14 protein-coding genes are annotated in these 16,020 nt (G+C 71.3%); 9 read left to right on the top strand and 5 right to left on the bottom strand.

What is annotated here, in order from left to right; all coding sequences use genetic code 11:
• Positions 1-28 precede the first annotated feature (28 nt).
• Complete coding sequence (sufB, locus tag AQJ58_RS36985; RefSeq protein ID WP_067258557.1) at positions 29-1,450, bottom strand: Fe-S cluster assembly protein SufB; 1,422 nt, start codon at positions 1,448-1,450, stop codon at positions 29-31.
• A complete protein-coding gene (locus AQJ58_RS36980; protein ID WP_067258555.1) occupies positions 1,447-2,190 on the bottom strand; it encodes a helix-turn-helix transcriptional regulator in 744 nt (247 codons plus the stop codon). The genes sufB and AQJ58_RS36980 overlap by 4 nt, the downstream gene beginning before the upstream one ends.
• Positions 2,191-2,362: 172 nt before the next feature.
• On the opposite strand from AQJ58_RS36980, the gene AQJ58_RS36975 reads away from it, so the two are divergent.
• The 4 genes from AQJ58_RS36975 to AQJ58_RS36960 all read left to right on the top strand — a co-directional run bounded on the left by AQJ58_RS36975 (position 2,363) and on the right by AQJ58_RS36960 (position 6,014).
• Positions 2,363-3,160, top strand: a complete 798-nt coding sequence (locus AQJ58_RS36975) for an AAC(3) family N-acetyltransferase (RefSeq protein WP_067258552.1) — start codon at positions 2,363-2,365, stop codon at positions 3,158-3,160.
• A gap of 79 nt (positions 3,161-3,239) precedes the next feature.
• The gene (locus AQJ58_RS36970) at positions 3,240-4,163 is read left to right on the top strand and encodes an ABC transporter ATP-binding protein (RefSeq protein ID WP_067258550.1); all 924 of its coding nucleotides are present in this window, start codon (positions 3,240-3,242) and stop codon (positions 4,161-4,163) included.
• 50 nt (positions 4,164-4,213) lie between these two features.
• Positions 4,214-4,930: an ABC transporter permease gene (locus AQJ58_RS36965; RefSeq protein WP_234360432.1), complete on the top strand. Its 717-nt coding sequence runs from the start codon at positions 4,214-4,216 to the stop codon at positions 4,928-4,930.
• Between the two features lie 91 nt (positions 4,931-5,021).
• Positions 5,022-6,014 carry a COX15/CtaA family protein gene (locus tag AQJ58_RS36960; RefSeq protein ID WP_199844781.1) on the top strand — a complete coding sequence of 331 codons (993 nt, stop codon included), beginning with the start codon at positions 5,022-5,024 and terminating at the stop codon, positions 6,012-6,014.
• Between the two features lie 75 nt (positions 6,015-6,089).
• Here the strand turns inward: AQJ58_RS36960 and AQJ58_RS36955 are convergent, their stop codons facing one another.
• The 3 genes from AQJ58_RS36955 to AQJ58_RS36945 all read right to left on the bottom strand — a co-directional run bounded on the left by AQJ58_RS36955 (position 6,090) and on the right by AQJ58_RS36945 (position 8,660).
• On the bottom strand, positions 6,090-7,196 hold the full coding sequence (locus AQJ58_RS36955) for an amidohydrolase family protein (RefSeq protein ID WP_067258543.1): 1,107 nt from the start codon (positions 7,194-7,196) through the stop codon (positions 6,090-6,092).
• Between the two features lie 73 nt (positions 7,197-7,269).
• Positions 7,270-7,611, bottom strand: coding sequence for a hypothetical protein (locus AQJ58_RS36950; RefSeq protein ID WP_067258541.1), 342 nt, complete (start codon positions 7,609-7,611; stop codon positions 7,270-7,272).
• Positions 7,612-7,706: 95 nt separating this feature from the next.
• The gene (locus tag AQJ58_RS36945; protein WP_067258539.1) at positions 7,707-8,660 is read right to left on the bottom strand and encodes a heme o synthase; all 954 of its coding nucleotides are present in this window, start codon (positions 8,658-8,660) and stop codon (positions 7,707-7,709) included.
• A gap of 474 nt (positions 8,661-9,134) precedes the next feature.
• Here AQJ58_RS36945 and tkt point away from each other — a divergent pair, with 474 nt between their 5' ends.
• From tkt to pgl, 5 genes are read left to right on the top strand one after another with little or no spacing between them, the layout of a single operon-like run.
• Positions 9,135-11,222: a transketolase gene (gene tkt, locus AQJ58_RS36940; protein WP_067258536.1), complete on the top strand. Its 2,088-nt coding sequence runs from the start codon at positions 9,135-9,137 to the stop codon at positions 11,220-11,222.
• A 34-nt stretch (positions 11,223-11,256) separates the two neighbouring features.
• Complete coding sequence (gene tal / locus AQJ58_RS36935) at positions 11,257-12,375, top strand: transaldolase (protein WP_067258534.1); 1,119 nt, start codon at positions 11,257-11,259, stop codon at positions 12,373-12,375.
• Positions 12,376-12,379: 4 nt separating this feature from the next.
• Positions 12,380-13,918: a glucose-6-phosphate dehydrogenase gene (gene zwf / locus AQJ58_RS36930; protein WP_067258532.1), complete on the top strand. Its 1,539-nt coding sequence runs from the start codon at positions 12,380-12,382 to the stop codon at positions 13,916-13,918.
• Positions 13,915-15,099, top strand: coding sequence for a glucose-6-phosphate dehydrogenase assembly protein OpcA (gene opcA / locus AQJ58_RS36925; protein ID WP_067258529.1), 1,185 nt, complete (start codon positions 13,915-13,917; stop codon positions 15,097-15,099). The genes zwf and opcA overlap by 4 nt, the downstream gene beginning before the upstream one ends.
• Positions 15,096-15,878, top strand: coding sequence for a 6-phosphogluconolactonase (gene pgl, locus AQJ58_RS36920; protein ID WP_067258526.1), 783 nt, complete (start codon positions 15,096-15,098; stop codon positions 15,876-15,878). The genes opcA and pgl overlap by 4 nt, the downstream gene beginning before the upstream one ends.
• The last annotated feature ends 142 nt before the right edge of the window (positions 15,879-16,020 follow it).

Here is a 16,020-nt window from a genome sequence, read left to right as displayed (position 1 = left end):
AGGGGCTTGATGGGCTGCGGACCGGTGGTTAACCGACCGCACCTTCCATCTGCAGCTCGATCAGCCGGTTGAGCTCCAGCGCGTACTCCATCGGCAGCTCCTTCGCGATGGGCTCGACGAAGCCGCGCACGATCATCGCCATCGCCTCGAACTCGGAGAGACCGCGGCTCATCAGGTAGAAGAGCTGGTCCTCGGAGACCTTGGAGACGGTCGCCTCGTGGCCCATGGACACGTCGTCCTCGCGGACGTCCACGTACGGGTAGGTGTCCGAGCGGGAGATGGTGTCGACGAGCAGCGCGTCGCACAGCACGTTGGACTTGGAGCCGTGGGCGCCCTCGCCGATCTCGACGAGACCGCGGTAGGAGGTACGGCCGCCGCCCCTCGCCACCGACTTGGAGACGATGTTGGAGGAGGTGTTCGGCGCCATGTGGACCATCTTGGAGCCGGCGTCCTGGTGCTGGCCCTCGCCCGCGAAGGCGATGGAGAGGGTCTCGCCCTTGGCGTGCTCGCCCATGAGGTAGACGGCGGGGTACTTCATCGTCACCTTGGAGCCGATGTTGCCGTCGATCCACTCCATGGTGGCGCCCTCGTAGGCGACGGCGCGCTTGGTGACCAGGTTGTAGACGTTGTTCGACCAGTTCTGGATGGTCGTGTAGCGGCAGCGGGCGTTCTTCTTGACGATGATCTCGACGACCGCGCTGTGCAGGGAGTCCGACTTGTAGATCGGGGCCGTACAGCCTTCGACGTAGTGCACGTAGGCGCCCTCGTCGACGATGATCAGGGTCCGCTCGAACTGGCCCATGTTCTCGGTGTTGATCCGGAAGTAGGCCTGGAGCGGGATCTCGACGTGCACGCCCTTCGGCACGTAGATGAAGGAGCCGCCGGACCACACGGCGGTGTTCAGCGCGGCGAACTTGTTGTCACCGGCGGGGATGACGGTGCCGAAGTACTCCTTGAAGAGCTCCGGGTGCTCCTTCAGGGCGGTGTCGGTGTCGAGGAAGATGACGCCCTGCTCCTCCAGGTCCTCGCGGATCTGGTGGTAGACGACCTCCGACTCGTACTGGGCGGCGACACCGGCGACCAGGCGCTGCTTCTCGGCCTCCGGGATGCCCAGCTTGTCGTAGGTGTTCTTGATGTCCTCGGGCAGGTCCTCCCAGGACTCCGCCTGCTTCTCCGTGGAGCGCACGAAGTACTTGATGTTGTCGAAGTCGATGCCGGAGAGGTCGGAGCCCCAGTTCGGCATGGGCTTCTTCTCGAAGAGCTTCAGGCCCTTGAGACGGAGCTTGGTCATCCACTCCGGCTCGGACTTCTTCGCGGAGATGTCGGTGACGACCTCCTCGTTGATGCCGCGCCGCGCAGAGGCACCGGCGGTGTCGGAGTCGGCCCAGCCGTATTCGTACGTGCCCAGGCCCTCGAGTTCGGGGTGAGCAGTCTCCGTGGGGAGAGTCATGCGGGGTTCCTCCCGGCCGTGCTTGCAGATGCGTTGTGGGAAATCTTGGGGATGAACGTCGTGCAGACCCCGTCGCCGTGGGCGATCGTGGCCAGTCGCTGGACGTGCGTTCCGAGCAGCTGGGAGAAGACCTCGGTCTCGGCCTCGCAGAGCTGCGGGAACTTCTCCGCCACGTGGGCGACCGGGCAGTGGTGCTGGCACAGCTGCTCGCCGACCGGTGCGCTGCGCGCCGTAGCAGCGTACCCGTCGGCGCTCAGGGCCCTGGCGAGGGCTTCGGTGCGCTCCTCGGGGGCGGCCGCCTCGATGGCCTCGCGGTAGGCGTCGGCCTGCTCGGCGATCCGCGCGCGGGCGAAGGCGACGACGGCCTCGTCCCCGCCGAACCGCTGCTGGATCCAGCGCAGGGCGTCGGCGGCGAGCGCGTCGTAGGACTGGTCGAAGGCGTCCCGGCCGCAGTCGGTGAGGGCGAAGACCTTGGCCGGCCGGCCGCGGGTGCGCGCCCCGTAGACCCGCTGCTCGCGGGGTTGCACGATGTCGTCGGCGACCAGGGCGTCGAGGTGGCGGCGGACGGCGGCGGGGGTGAGCCCCAGCCGGTCGGCCAGCTCGGCGACGGTCGACGGCCCGTGGTCCAGGATCGAGCGCGCGACCCGGTTGCGCGTCGAACGGTCCGAGCGCATCCCAGCCGCGAGCTCCTCGTGCGGGGTCCCCGTGGGGGTCTCCCGAGCCTCGCCGACGTTTTTCACAACGCCATTGTTGCGTAATTCCTCGAACACAGGCAAGCCGCGTCCGGGCCACCCGGGGTGCCCTGCGTCACTTAGGCATACCTAATCTGACCTGCGGAAACGATCACTGATCGATCAAGGGCCCGCGGAAACCGGTGGCCGCGGCGGCCCGCTTCGGGGACACTGCTCGACCATGGCCACACCCCCTCCGACCGGCCCACTCGTCACGCGCCGGACCCTGGCGGCGCACCTGCGGGACCTGGGTGTCGAACCGGGAGAAATCCTCCTCGTGCACTCCTCCCTCAGCTCCCTCGGCTGGGTGTGCGGCGGCTCCGTCGCGGTGGTCCAGGGACTGCGGGACGCCCTCGGCCCCCACGGCACGCTCGTCGTCCCGACCCAGACGGGCGAGCTCTCCGACCTGCGGGAATGGAGCCGGCCGCCCGTCCCGCCGCAGTGGTGGGAGACGATCCGGGCCACCATGCCCGCCTACGACCCCCTCGTCACCCCCAGCCGGGGGCCCGGGGTGATCCCGGAGACCGTGCGCACCTGGCCCGGGGCCGTCCGCAGCGCCCACCCGCAGACCTCGTTCGCGGCGCTCGGGGCGCGGGCCGAGGAGATCGTCGAAGGCCACGCCACCGACTGCCGGCTCGGTGAGCACAGCCCGCTGGCCCGGCTGGAGCGGCTGGGGGCGCGGGTGCTGCTCCTGGGGACCGGCTACGACACCTGCACCAGCTTCCACCTCGCCGAGTACCGCATCCCCGCCCCGCTGGTGGAGATCGGCCGGCCCGGTCCGCACGGGTGGGAGACCGTGACGGAGGTGTCCATCGACTCCGACCGGTTCGACGAGCTCGGGCACGACTTCGAGCGGGACCGGCCCGTCGTACGGGGGACGGTGGGCGGCGCCCGCGTACGGCTGTTCCCGGTGGCGGACGCGGTCGCCTACGCGCAGCGGTGGCTGGCCGTGCACCGCTCCCGCGAGGAGGAGGTCTGACGGCCGCTTCCGGTCGGGTGTGGCCGGTTCCCGTACCCGGCGGTCGGAGCGGCCGGCGGCGAACCTAGACTCTGGGGCCATGCGAAGCGAGCCTGTCGTCCGGGTCCAGGCCCTGGTGAAGCGGTACGGGACGAAGACCGCGGTGGACGGCCTGGAGCTGACGGCCCGGGCGGGCGTCACCGCCGTCCTCGGACCCAACGGCGCCGGCAAGACGACCACCATCGAGATCTGCGAGGGGTACCGCGCGGCGGACTCCGGCACCGTCCGCGTGCTCGGGCTCGACCCGGTCGCACAGGCGTCCGAGCTGCGGCCCCGCATCGGGGTGATGCTCCAGTCCGGGGGCGTGTACTCGGGGGCGCGGGCCGACGAGATGCTGCGGCACGTGGCGAAGCTGCACGCGCATCCGCTGGACGTGGACGCGCTGATCGAGCGGCTCGGGCTCGGCTCCTGCGGCCGGACGACGTACCGCCGGCTCTCCGGCGGCCAGCAGCAGCGGCTCGCCCTGGCGATGGCGGTCGTCGGCCGGCCGGAACTGGTCTTCCTGGACGAGCCGACCGCCGGCCTCGACCCGCAGGCCCGCCGCGCCACCTGGGACCTGGTCCGGGACCTGCGCGCCGACGGCGTCTCGGTCGTCCTGACCACCCACCACATGGACGAGGCCGAGCAGCTCGCCGACGACGTGGCGATCATCGACGGGGGCCGGGTCATCGCCCACGGCTCCCCCGAGGAACTGTGCCGCGGCGGCGCCGAGAACACCCTGCGCTTCTCCGGCCGCCCCGGCCTCGACGTCGCCTCCCTGCTCAAGGCGCTGCCCGCCGACTCCTCCGCGGCCGAGCTGACGCCGGGCTCGTACCGGGTGGTGGGCAAGGTCGACCCGCAGCTGCTGGCGACCGTCACCTCGTGGTGCGCGCAGCACGGGGTGATGCCCGACCGCATCTCGGTCGAGCGCCACACCCTGGAGGACGTCTTCCTGGAACTGACCGGCAAGGAGCTGCGCTCGTGACCGCCACCGGCACCTACACCCCCCGGCCCGGCGCGGCCCCGCTCCCCCGCATGATCGCGGCGCAGGCGGCGCTGGAGACGAGGATGCTCCTGCGCAACGGCGAGCAGCTGCTGCTCACGGTGGTGATCCCGACGCTGCTGCTGGTGCTGTTCAGCAGCGTGGACGTGGTCGACACCGGTGCGGGCGCGGCGGTGGACTTCCTCGCCCCCGGCATCCTCGCCCTGGCGGTCATGTCCACGGCCTTCACCGGCCAGGCCATCGCGACGGGCTTCGAGCGCCGCTACGGCGTCCTGAAGCGGCTCGCGGCCTCCCCGCTCCCCCGCTGGGGGCTGATGGCGGCGAAGACCGCGTCCGTGCTGGTCACCGAGGTCCTCCAGGTGGTCCTGCTGACGGTGATCGCCTTCGCGCTGGGCTGGGACCCGCACGGGAACCCGCTCGCCGTCCTGCTCCTCCTCGTCGTCGGTACGGCGGCCTTCTCGGGGCTGGGTCTGCTGATGGCGGGCACGCTGCGGGCGGAGGCGACCCTGGCCGCCGCCAACCTGGTCTTCCTGCTGCTGCTCGTGGGCGGTGGGGTCGTCGTCCCGCTGGACAAGTTCCCGCCGGCCGCCCAGGACGTCCTCGGTCTCCTGCCCATCTCGGCCCTCTCCGACGGGCTGCGCGACGTCCTCCAGCACGGCGCGGGCATGCCCTGGGCGGACCTGGGGATCCTGGCGGTGTGGGCGGTGGCCGGGCTCGCGGCCGCGGGGCGGTTCTTCCGCTGGGAGTGAACCGGGGGCGCGCGGACCCGGCGCCGGCCGCCGGACCCGACCCTCGTGAAAGCGTGCACAAGCGGCGGCCTACGATGGGGGCGTGCCAAACGTGACCCGCACCGACGCCGTAGCGGCGCTGCGCAACCCGCTCGCCTTCATCGCCGAACGCTGGACCCCCGCACCCCGGACGGTTCAGCGGGCGGCCCTGTCCGCGCTGGTGATGTCGGTGATCATCGTGGTCACCGGCGGTGCCGTGCGCCTCACCGGCTCCGGCCTCGGCTGCCCGACCTGGCCCAAGTGCACGGCCGACTCGCTCACCGCGACCGGCGCGATGGGCTTCCACGGTGCCATCGAGTTCGGCAACCGCATGCTGACGTACGTCCTGTGCGCCGCCGTCGGCTGGGCGATCATCGCCGCGCGCGCGGAGAAGCCGCGGCGTGCGGGGCTGACCCGGCTGGGCTGGGCGCAGTTCTGGCTGGTGATGAGCAACGCGGTGCTCGGCGGCATCGTGGTGCTGGTCGGCCTCAACCCGTACACGGTCGCCGCGCACTTCCTGCTGGCCTCGGCGCTGATCGCGGTCGCCGCGCTGATGTGGCAGCGCACCCGCGAGGGCGACGGGGAGCCCCGGCCGCTGGTCGGCAAGCCGGTGCAGCAGCTGGTGTGGTTCCTCGTCGTCGCCGCGTCGCTGCTGATCGCGGTCGGCACGGTGGTGACCGGGGCGGGGCCGCACGCGGGTGACTCCAGCGAGGTCGAGCGGATGCCGCTGGACTGGGAGACGGTGGCCAAGCTGCACGCGGTGCTCGCGTGGATCGTGGTGACCCTGACCTTCGCCCTGTGGTTCATCCTCAAGGCGGTCGACGCCCCGCGCGGCCCGCTGAACCGCACCCGGGAGCTGTTCCTGGTGCTGCTGGCGCAGGGTGTCATCGGGTACGTCCAGTACTTCACGAACCTTCCCGAGGTGCTGGTGGGCCTGCACATGCTCGGGTCGGCGCTGGTGTGGATCTGGGTGCTGCTGGTGCTGCTGGCCCTGCGCGAGCGCCCGGCGACGACGGCCGAGCTGCCGGCCCCGGCCGCCGAGGCCACGGTCGCCTCGAACGCCTGACGTCCAGCCCGGGCCGCGGTCGCCTCGAACGCCTGACGTCCAGCCCGGGCCGCGGTCGCCTCGAACGCCCGACCTTCACCCCAGGCCGTACACCCGCCGGGCGTTACCTGCCGCCACCATCCCCGCCACCCGCTGGGCGTCCGTCAGGGACCACGCGCCCTCGGCGACCCAGCCGCCCAGGACCCGCCCCAGGGCCTCGCGGAACAGCCGGGCACCGACCACGTGCAGCTCGGGCAGCGCCTGCGCCCCGCTGGAGAACAGGACCTTGCCGAACGGCGCCACCTCCAGGATCTCCGCGAGAACCGTCGCGGCACGGGCGCCGGTGCGGACGAGCGCGGCACCCGAGTCGGTGTGGACGTGCGGGAAGACCGCGGCGAGATGGGCGGCCTGGCGGTGGTACGGATAGCCGTGCAGCAGGATCAGGTCGGTGCCGAGGCCTGCGGTGGCGCGGACGAAGTCGGTCAGCAGCGCGGGGTCGGAGCGGTCGATGCGCAGGCCCGGTCCGCCGACTCCGGCGTGCAGCTGGAGGGGCAGTCCCGAGGCGACGGCGATCCACAGCAGGTGCCGTAGCAGCACGGGGTCGCGCAGCTCGCCGCCGACGCGGCGGGCGGCCAGCCAGCGGCCCGCGGCGCCCCGCACCTCACCGGGACCCGGCGGTTCGGGCGCCAGGGCCAGGCCGTGCCGGACCCCGGCGACGGAGGTGAAGGCGACGGCGCCGGCCGCGGCCGAGTGGACGGCCTCGGCGAGATTGGCGAGAAAGGCCTCGACGGTGCCGGAGGTGTCGGCGACCTGCTCGGCCAGCAGTTCGAGGCGGACGATCTCATGCGCGTCGGCGGCCCCCGCGGCGCCCAGCTCCCCCGGACGGGTGAGGTCGCCGGGCAGTCCGGTGTCGACGAGGTAGGTCGTGATGCCGCTGCCGCGCAGCAGTCGGCGGCCCGATTCCAGTACGCCGAGTTCACGTCGCCGGGCGAGATACCGGGCGGGTGTGCAGTGCGGTTCCAGACCGAGCAGTGGGGGGCACCAGCGGCGTACCGCGAAACCGGTCTGGGTGTCGAACAGGGTCGTACCGGGGGCGGGCGGGCCCTCGGTACGGGCCAGCCGGGCCTCGAAGGTGCCGAGACCCAGCTCGGTTCTGAGCACGCCGTGGCAGTACTGGTCCACCAGGGACGGCGTTTCGATCATCGGGACTCCCGCGACTGGACCTCGTACCGATGAAGGTCCTAACGGGTGAACCCGGTGTCAGGTGTTGGGTCGGTCAGCCCTTGCCGGGTCCGCCCACCTGGATTCCGGCCATGCGGGTCCATTCGTACGGCCCGGTCCGCACCTTGGCCGCGAACTCGCCGTCGAAGGACTCGTGGACCGTGATGCCCGCCTTCGCCACGGCCTTCTCGGCGATCTCGACGGAGGGCGCCACCAGGTCGCCCCAGCCGCCGTCCTCGCCGACGAGGACGATCCGGGCCCCGCGTTCCCCGATGTACGCGACCTGGCCCTCGGCCCCGCCGTGCTCCTTGGAGAAGGCGCTGATCCGCTGCGCGAGCCGGGCGATGCGACGCCCGTCCTTCGCGTCCACCTGCTGTGTGTCTGCCGTGTCTGCCATGGCCAGGATGCTACCGACGGGTAGATCAAACGGCGACGGCCGGGGTGCGTGGCCTTGACCACGCACCCCGGCCGCGGAACCGGAAGGGAAGGGGGCTAGCGCAGGAAGGGGTCCACCGCGATCGCCACGAACAGCAGCGAGACATAGGTGATGGACCAGTGGAACAGCCGCATCTCCTTCAGCTTCGCGCCCGTGACCTCGTCCTTCGCGCGGTTCTGGAGGGCGTGCGCCTCCCACAGCCACCAGCCGCCCGCCACCAGTGCGACGGAGGTGTAGAACCAGCCGGTGTAGCCGAGCGGCGTGAGCAGCAGCGACACCGCGACCATCACCCAGCTGTAGATCACGATCTGCTTGGCGACCACCTTGTTGGAGGCGACGACCGGCAGCATCGGGACGCCCACGCGCGCGTAGTCCTCACGGACCTTCATGGACAGCGGCCAGTAGTGCGGCGGCGTCCAGAAGAAGATGACCAGGAAGAGGATCAGCGGCGCCCAGGACAGCGAGTTCGTCACGGCCGACCAGCCGATCAGCACCGGCATGCAGCCGGCGATGCCGCCCCAGACGATGTTCTGCGCGGTGCGCCGCTTGAGGATCATCGTGTACACCACGACGTAGAAGAGGAGCGCTCCGAGCGACAGCCAGGCGGACAGCCAGTTGACGGTCAGCCCGAAGAGCAGGGTCGACACCACCGCGAGGGTGACGCCGAAGGCGAGGCACTCGCGCGGCGAGACCATGCCGGTGACCAGCGGGCGCTGGGAGGTGCGGTCCATCAGGGCGTCGATGTCGCGGTCGATGTACATGTTCAGCGCGTTGGCGCCGCCCGCGGACAGATAGCCGCCGAGGCACGTGAGCAGGACCAGTCCGAGGTCCGGCACACCCCGCTGCGCCAGGAACATCACCGGAACGGTGGTGATCAGCAGCAGCTCGATGATCCGCGGCTTGGTCAGCGCCACGAACGCCTTGACCCGGGCCCCCAGCGGCCGCCGGCTCGGGCTCTGGCTCGTCCCGACGATCCCCACTGGACGGGATTCAACGGCCGTCACGCACACCCCTGACAGAGACTCCCAGCAAGCCTCCCCATGTGAATGCGGGGTAAAGGCTCGCGCGTACCACGCCACTGTAGACGTTGCCCATACCCCGGCCTTCGCGGGGGTGGGGTCGTGTTGGCGGGGGCCCCGGCAGGGGGTGCCGGACAGGGGGCGGGACAGGGGTGCGGAACGCGGTGCGGAACGGGGTGCGGAACGGGGTGCGGAACGGGTGCGAAAAAGGGGTTCCGATGAGTCGTACCGGGGCTCGATTGAGCAGTCAGATGAGCGGCTCCGTATTCAAGTGCCAAATGCCGTTCCGGCTAGCCGCCGGGCGGATCACGGCGAGGCCCGGCAGTCTGGAATGACGCGAAAAAACGCACGTCCCCTCAGGGGTAGGCTCGACAGCGGCCGGTGGGCATCCAGTCCCCCGGAAGCCGGTGGGCGTGTGCCCGGAACAGCCGGTATTCGACATGTGGAGAGGAGCCCTGACCCAGGGTGAGCACCAAGCCGACCACCACAGACCTCGAGTGGACCGAATTGGACCAGCGGGCCGTCGACACCGCGCGTGTCCTGGCCGCCGACGCCGTACAGAAGGTCGGCAACGGCCATCCCGGTACGGCGATGAGCCTGGCACCTGCCGCCTACACCCTCTTCCAGAAGGTGATGCGGCACGACCCGGCGGACGCCGACTGGGTGGGCCGCGACCGTTTCGTCCTGTCCGCGGGCCATTCGTCCCTGACCCTCTACACCCAGCTGTACCTGGCCGGTTTCGGCCTTGAGCTGGACGATCTGAAGTCGTTCCGCACATGGGGTTCGAAGACCCCGGGTCACCCCGAGTACGGCCACACGGTGGGCGTCGAGACCACCACCGGCCCGCTGGGCCAGGGTGTCGCGAACGCCGTCGGCATGGCGATGGCCGCCCGCTACGAGCGCGGTCTGTTCGACCCCGAGGCTCCCGAGGGCGAGTCCCCCTTCGACCACTTCGTGTACGTGATCGCGGGTGACGGCTGCCTCCAGGAGGGCATCTCCGCCGAGGCGTCCTCGATGGCCGGCCACCAGAAGCTGGGCAACCTGGTCCTGCTGTGGGACGACAACCACATCTCGATCGAGGGCGACACCGAGACGGCCGTCTCCGAGGACACCGTCAAGCGGTACGAGGCCTACGGCTGGCATGTGCAGCGCGTCGCCCCGAAGCCGGACGGCGACCTCGACCCGCACGCCCTCTACAACGCGATCGAGGCCGCGAAGCAGGTGACGGACAAGCCGTCCTTCATCGCGATGCGCTCGATCATCGCCTGGCCGGCCCCCAACGCGCAGAACACCGAGGCCGCGCACGGCTCGGCGCTCGGCGACGACGAGGTGGCCGCGACCAAGCGCGTCCTCGGCTTCGACCCGGAGCAGACCTTCGAGGTCGCCGACGAGGTCATCGCCCACACCCGCAAGGCGCTGGAGCGCGGCGCGCAGGCGAAGGCCGAGTGGGAGAAGTCCTTCCAGCTGTGGCGGGACAACAACGCCGAGCGCGCCGCCGACTTCGACCGGATCGCCGCGGGCGAGCTGCCGGCCGGGTGGGAGGAGAAGGTCCCGGTCTTCGAGCCCGGCAAGGGCGTCGCCACGCGCGCCGCGTCCGGCAAGGTGCTCCAGGCGCTCGGCGCGGTGATCCCGGAGCTGTGGGGCGGCTCGGCCGACCTCGCGGGCTCCAACAACACCACGATCGACAAGACGTCGTCGTTCCTGCCGGCGGACAACCCGCTGCCGGAGGCGAACCCGTACGGCCGCACCATCCACTTCGGCATCCGCGAGCACTCCATGGCCGCGGAGATGAACGGCATCGCGCTGCACGGCAACACCCGGATCTACGGCGGCACGTTCCTCGTGTTCTCCGACTACATGCGCAACGCCGTCCGGCTCTCGGCGCTGATGCACCTGCCGGTGACGTACGTGTGGACGCACGACTCCATCGGCCTCGGCGAGGACGGCCCGACCCACCAGCCGGTCGAGCACCTGGCCTCGCTGCGCGCCATCCCCGGCCTGAACGTGGTCCGCCCGGCCGACGCCAACGAGACCGCGATCGCCTGGCGCGAGATCCTCAAGCGCTACACCAAGGTCTTCGGCAAGGGGGCCCCGCACGGTCTGGCGCTGACCCGTCAGGGCGTGCCGACGTACGAGCCCAACGAGGATGCCGCGCGCGGCGGTTACGTCCTCTTCGAGGCGTCCGGCGGCACGCCGGAGGTCATCCTCGTCGCCACCGGTTCCGAGGTGCACGTGGCGGTCGAGGCACGCGAGGCGCTGGAGGCCGACGGCGTCCCGACGCGGGTCGTGTCCATGCCGTCCGTGGAGTGGTTCGAGGAGCAGGACCAGGGGTACCGGGACAGCGTGCTGCCGCCGTCCGTGAAGGCCCGTGTCGCGGTCGAGGCGGGTATCGGTCTGACCTGGCACAAGTACGTGGGGGACGCCGGCCGCATCGTTTCCCTGGAGCACTTCGGTGCTTCGGCCGACGGCAAGGTCCTCTTCCAGGAGTACGGCTTCACTGCCGAGAACGTGGCGGCGAAGGCGCGGGAATCCCTCGCCGACGCCCGGCGCTGACGCTCACATACGACACGTAGGAGATGCATTTTCCATGACAGACGCACTCAAGCGCCTCTCCGAGGAGGGCGTCGCGATCTGGCTGGACGACCTGTCGCGCAAGCGCATCACGTCCGGCAACCTGGCGGAGCTGATCGACCAGCAGCACGTCGTGGGCGTCACCACCAACCCGTCGATCTTCCAGAAGGCGATCAGCGGCGGCGACGGCTACGAGCAGCAGCTCGCCGACCTCGCGGCCCGCAGGGTCACCGTCGAAGAGGCCATCCGCATGATCACCACGGCGGACGTCCGGGACGCGGCCGACATCCTGCGCCCGGTCTTCGACGCCACCGGCGGTCAGGACGGCCGGGTGTCGATCGAGGTCGACCCGCGCCTGGCGCACGAGACCCGGGCGACGGTCGCCGAGGCCAAGCAGCTCGCCTGGCTGGTGGACCGCCCCAACACGCTGATCAAGATCCCGGCCACCAGGGCGGGTCTGCCGGCGATCACCGAGGTCATCGGCAACGGCATCAGCGTCAACGTCACGCTGATCTTCTCGCTGGAGCGCTACCGCGAGGTGATGGACGCCTACCTGGCCGGTCTGGAGAAGGCCAAGGAGAAGGGTCTCGACCTCTCGCTGATCCACTCGGTGGCGTCCTTCTTCGTGTCCCGCGTGGACACCGAGATCGACCAGCGGCTCGACGCGCTGGGCACCGACGAGGCGAAGGCCGCGCGCGGCAAGGCCGCCGTCGCCAACGCCCGGCTCGCCTACGAGGCGTACGAGGAGGTGTTCTCGACCGAGCGCTGGAGCAAGCTGGAGAGCGCCGGCGCCAACAAGCAGCGTCCGCTGTGGGCCTCGACCGGTGTGAAGGACCCGGCCTACAAGGACACGCTGTACGTCGACGACCTGGTCGCGCCGAACACGGTCAACACCATGCCGGAGGCCACCCTCCAGGCGACCGAGCAGCGCGGCGAGATCACCGGCAACACCGTCGCCGGGACGTACGAGCAGGCCCGCGCCGACATCGCGGCCGTCGAGCGGCTCGGGATCTCCTACGACGAGGTCGTGCAGCTGCTCGAGGACGAGGGCGTCGAGAAGTTCGAGGCCTCCTGGAACGACCTGCTCAAGTCCACCGAGGCGGAGCTGGAGCGCCTCGCTCCCTCGGAGGGCTGATTCCTTGCCTCCCCTTTCCGGTTCCGGGGCGAATCCGCTTCGTGACCCCGCCGACCGACGGCTCCCGCGTATCGCGGGGCCGTCGGGCCTGGTCATCTTCGGCGTGACGGGCGACCTGTCCCGCAAGAAGCTGATGCCCGCCGTGTACGACCTCGCCAACCGGGGTCTGCTGCCGCCGGGTTTCTCGCTGGTCGGGTTCGCCCGCCGCGAATGGGCGCACGAGGACTTCGCCCAGGAGGTCCACGACGCCGTCAAGGAGCACTCCCGCACGCCCTTCCGTGAGGAGGTCTGGCAGCAGCTCATCCAGGGCATGCGCTTCGTGCAGGGCACCTTCGACGACGACGACGCCTTCGAGCGGCTGCGCGCGACGATCGAGGAGCTCGACAAGGCCCAGGGCACGGGCGGCAACTTCGCCTTCTACCTGTCCGTGCCGCCGCGCTCCTTCCCCGTGGTCATCCAGCAGCTGAAGAAGCACGGACTGGCCGACCAGACCAAGGACTCCTGGCGGCGCGCCGTCATCGAGAAGCCGTTCGGGCACGACCTGGCCTCCGCGGAGGAGCTCAACAAGGTCGTCCACGAGGTCTTCGCCCCGGACCAGGTCTTCCGCATCGACCACTACCTGGGCAAGGAGACCGTCCAGAACATCCTGGCGCTGCGGTTCGCCAACACGATGTTCGAGCCGATCTGGAACCGGTCCTTCGTGGACCACGTCCAGATCACGATGGCCGAGGACATCGGCATCGGCGGCCGGGCGGGCTACTACGACGGCATCGGCGCCGCGCGTGACGTCATCCAGAACCACCTGCTGCAGCTGATGGCACTGACCGCGATGGAGGAGCCCGCCTCCTTCGACGCGGACGCGCTGGCCGCGGAGAAGACCAAGGTGCTCGGGGCGGTACGGCTGCCCGAGGACCTGGGCCGGGACACCGTGCGGGCGCAGTACACGGCCGGGTGGCAGGGCGGCGAGAAGGCCATCGGCTATCTCGAGGAGGACGGCATCGACCCCAGGTCGAAGACCGACACCTACGCCGCCATCAAGGTCGAGGTGGACAACCGCCGCTGGGCGGGCGTCCCCTTCTACCTGCGCACCGGCAAGCGGCTCGGCCGCCGGGTCACCGAGATCGCGGTCGTCTTCCAGCGCGCCCCGCACTCCCCCTTCGACCACACGGCGACGGAGGAGCTGGGCAAGAACGCGATCGTCATCCGCGTCCAGCCCGACGAGGGCGTGACCGTCCGCTTCGGCTCCAAGGTGCCCGGCACCTCGATGGAGATCCGGGACGTGTCGATGGACTTCGCCTACGGCGAGTCGTTCACGGAGTCCTCGCCCGAGGCCTACGAGCGCCTCATCCTCGATGTGCTGCTCGGCGACTCGAACCTCTTCCCCCGCACGGAAGAGGTGGAGCTGTCGTGGAAGATCCTGGACCCGATCGAGCGGTACTGGGACGAGAACGGCCGGCCCGCGCAGTATCCGGCCGGCACCTGGGGGCCCGTCGAGGCCGACCAGATGCTCGAACGAGACGGACGGAGCTGGCGCCGGCCATGAAGATAGACCTCACGGACACCACCGCCAGCAAGATCAACAAGGCGCTGGTGCAGGGCCGCCGGGCGATCGGCACCCCGGCCGTGGGCATGGTGCTCACACTCGTCATCGTCACCGACGAGGAGAACGCGTACGACGCGCTCAAGGCCGCCAACGACGCCTCGCGCGAGCACCCCTCGCGCACGCTCGTGGTCATCCGGCGCGTCTCGCGCACGCCCCGCGACCGCACGCAGTCCCGGCTGGACGCCGAGGTGCGGGTGGGCGCGGACGCGGGCACCGGTGAGACGGTCGTGCTGCGGCTGCACGGCGAGGTGTCCGACCACGCCCAGTCCGTCGTCCTGCCGCTGCTGCTGCCCGACGCCCCGGTCGTCGTGTGGTGGCCGGTGAACGCCCCGCTGGACCCGGCCGCCGACCCGCTCGGCGCGCTGGCCCAGCGCCGGGTCACCGACACCTACGCCTGCGAGCAGCCGGTGCGCGAGCTGGGCGCCCGCGCCGGCACCTACACCCCCGGCGACACGGACCTGTCGTGGACCCGCATCACGCCCTGGCGTTCGATGCTGGCCGCGGCGCTGGACCAGGTCACCTGCGCGGTGGAGTCGGTCGAGGTGGAGGGCGAGGAGTTCAACCCGAGCTGCGAGCTGCTGGCGATGTGGCTCGCGGACCGGCTGGACGTCCCCGTCCGGCGCTCGCTGTCCGGCGGGCCCGGTCTGACGGCGGTGCGCATGGCCACCAGCTCCGGGCCGATCATCCTGGACCGGGCCGACGGTTCGCTGGCCACGCTCTCCATCGAGGGCCAGCCCGACCGCGCGGTGGCGCTCAAGCGCCGGGAGACGGCCGAGCTGATCGCGGAGGAGCTGCGCCGGCTGGACCCGGACGACACCTACGCCTCCGCCCTGCGGTTCGGGGTGGAGCGGCTGAAGGCGTCGGCGGCGCCGACGCCGGCGCCGGTACCGGTGCCGGCTCGGGTCGAGAGGGCCGGGACCGCGCTGGAGAAGGCGGAGGCGGCGCCGGTCGAGGCCGGGGCCGCCGTGGAGCAGGCCGAGGGGGGTGCCGAGCCGGCCAAAGGAGCACGGGACGGAGAGGACGGCGTCGAAGGCCCTGCGGAAGCTTCCGGGGCGCAAGGGGAGGCGTCGGCACCACTGACGCCGGTCCCTTCCGGTCTGTCCGGGAAGGCCGCGCGGTGAACGCCCCGCAGCTGGTCGTGCACCGCGACAAGGAGCTGATGGCGCAGGCCGCCGCGGCCCGCCTCATCACCCGGATCGTGGATGCGCAGGCCTCCCGGGGCTACGCGTCCGTGGTCCTGACCGGCGGCCGCAACGGCAACGGTCTGCTGGCCGCGCTGGCGTCCGCGCCGGCCCGGGACGCGATCGACTGGGGCCGGCTCGACCTGTGGTGGGGCGACGAGCGCTTCCTGCCCGAGGGCGACCCGGAGCGCAACGTCACCCAGGCGCGCGAGGCCCTGCTGGACGCCGTACCGCTGGACCCGAAGCGCGTGCACGCCATGCCCGCGTCCGACGGTCCCCACGGCGCCGACGTCGAGGCGGCCGCGGAGGCGTACGCCGAGGAGCTGGCGCGTGCGGCCGGCCCCGAGAACCACGGCGCCGTGCCGACGTTCGACGTCCTGATGCTGGGCGTCGGTCCGGACACCCACGTGGCCTCGCTCTTCCCCGAGCTGCCGGCCGTACGGGAGACCGAGCGCACGGTGGTCGGGGTGCGCGGCGCGCCCAAGCCCCCGCCGACCCGGGTCACGCTGACCCTGCCGGCCATCCGGGCGGCCCGTGAGGTGTGGCTGCTCGCGGCGGGCGAGGACAAGGCGAACGCCGCGGCGATCGCCCTGTCGGACGCGGGGGAGATCCAGGCGCCGGCGGCGGGCGCCCGGGGCCGGGCCCGCACCCTGTGGCTGCTGGACCAGGCGGCCGCCTCCCGGCTGCCGAAGTCGCTGTATCCGCCGGCGTCTCCCTGAGACGACGCGCTCACGGAACCCGTACGGTCAACCGCCGTACGGGTTCCGTGTGTTGCGGGCGTACGAGCGCCGCGGCGCGGTGGCCGGTCAGCCGGCGCGCAGCTCGCGGTACCTGGCCACCAGCGCCCGGGTGGAGGCATCC

It is taken from the genome of Streptomyces sp. DSM 15324, assembly GCF_001514285.1.
Lineage (GTDB): Bacteria > Actinomycetota > Actinomycetes > Streptomycetales > Streptomycetaceae > Streptomyces.
This window is presented reverse-complemented; position numbering and strand designations above follow the sequence as displayed.

What these genes read in the sequence shown, in the direction of transcription:
- sufB (WP_067258557.1), bottom strand. Translation starts at nt 1,450, where the DNA reads ATGACTCTCCCCACGGAGACTGCTCACCCCGAACTCGAGGGCCTGGGC.
- AQJ58_RS36975 (WP_067258552.1), top strand. Translation starts at nt 2,363, where the DNA reads ATGGCCACACCCCCTCCGACCGGCCCACTCGTCACGCGCCGGACCCTG.
- AQJ58_RS36970 (WP_067258550.1), top strand. Translation starts at nt 3,240, where the DNA reads ATGCGAAGCGAGCCTGTCGTCCGGGTCCAGGCCCTGGTGAAGCGGTAC.
- AQJ58_RS36965 (WP_234360432.1), top strand. Translation starts at nt 4,214, where the DNA reads ATGATCGCGGCGCAGGCGGCGCTGGAGACGAGGATGCTCCTGCGCAAC.
- AQJ58_RS36955 (WP_067258543.1), bottom strand. Translation starts at nt 7,196, where the DNA reads ATGATCGAAACGCCGTCCCTGGTGGACCAGTACTGCCACGGCGTGCTC.
- AQJ58_RS36950 (WP_067258541.1), bottom strand. Translation starts at nt 7,611, where the DNA reads ATGGCAGACACGGCAGACACACAGCAGGTGGACGCGAAGGACGGGCGT.
- tal (WP_067258534.1), top strand. Translation starts at nt 11,257, where the DNA reads ATGACAGACGCACTCAAGCGCCTCTCCGAGGAGGGCGTCGCGATCTGG.
- opcA (WP_067258529.1), top strand. Translation starts at nt 13,915, where the DNA reads ATGAAGATAGACCTCACGGACACCACCGCCAGCAAGATCAACAAGGCG.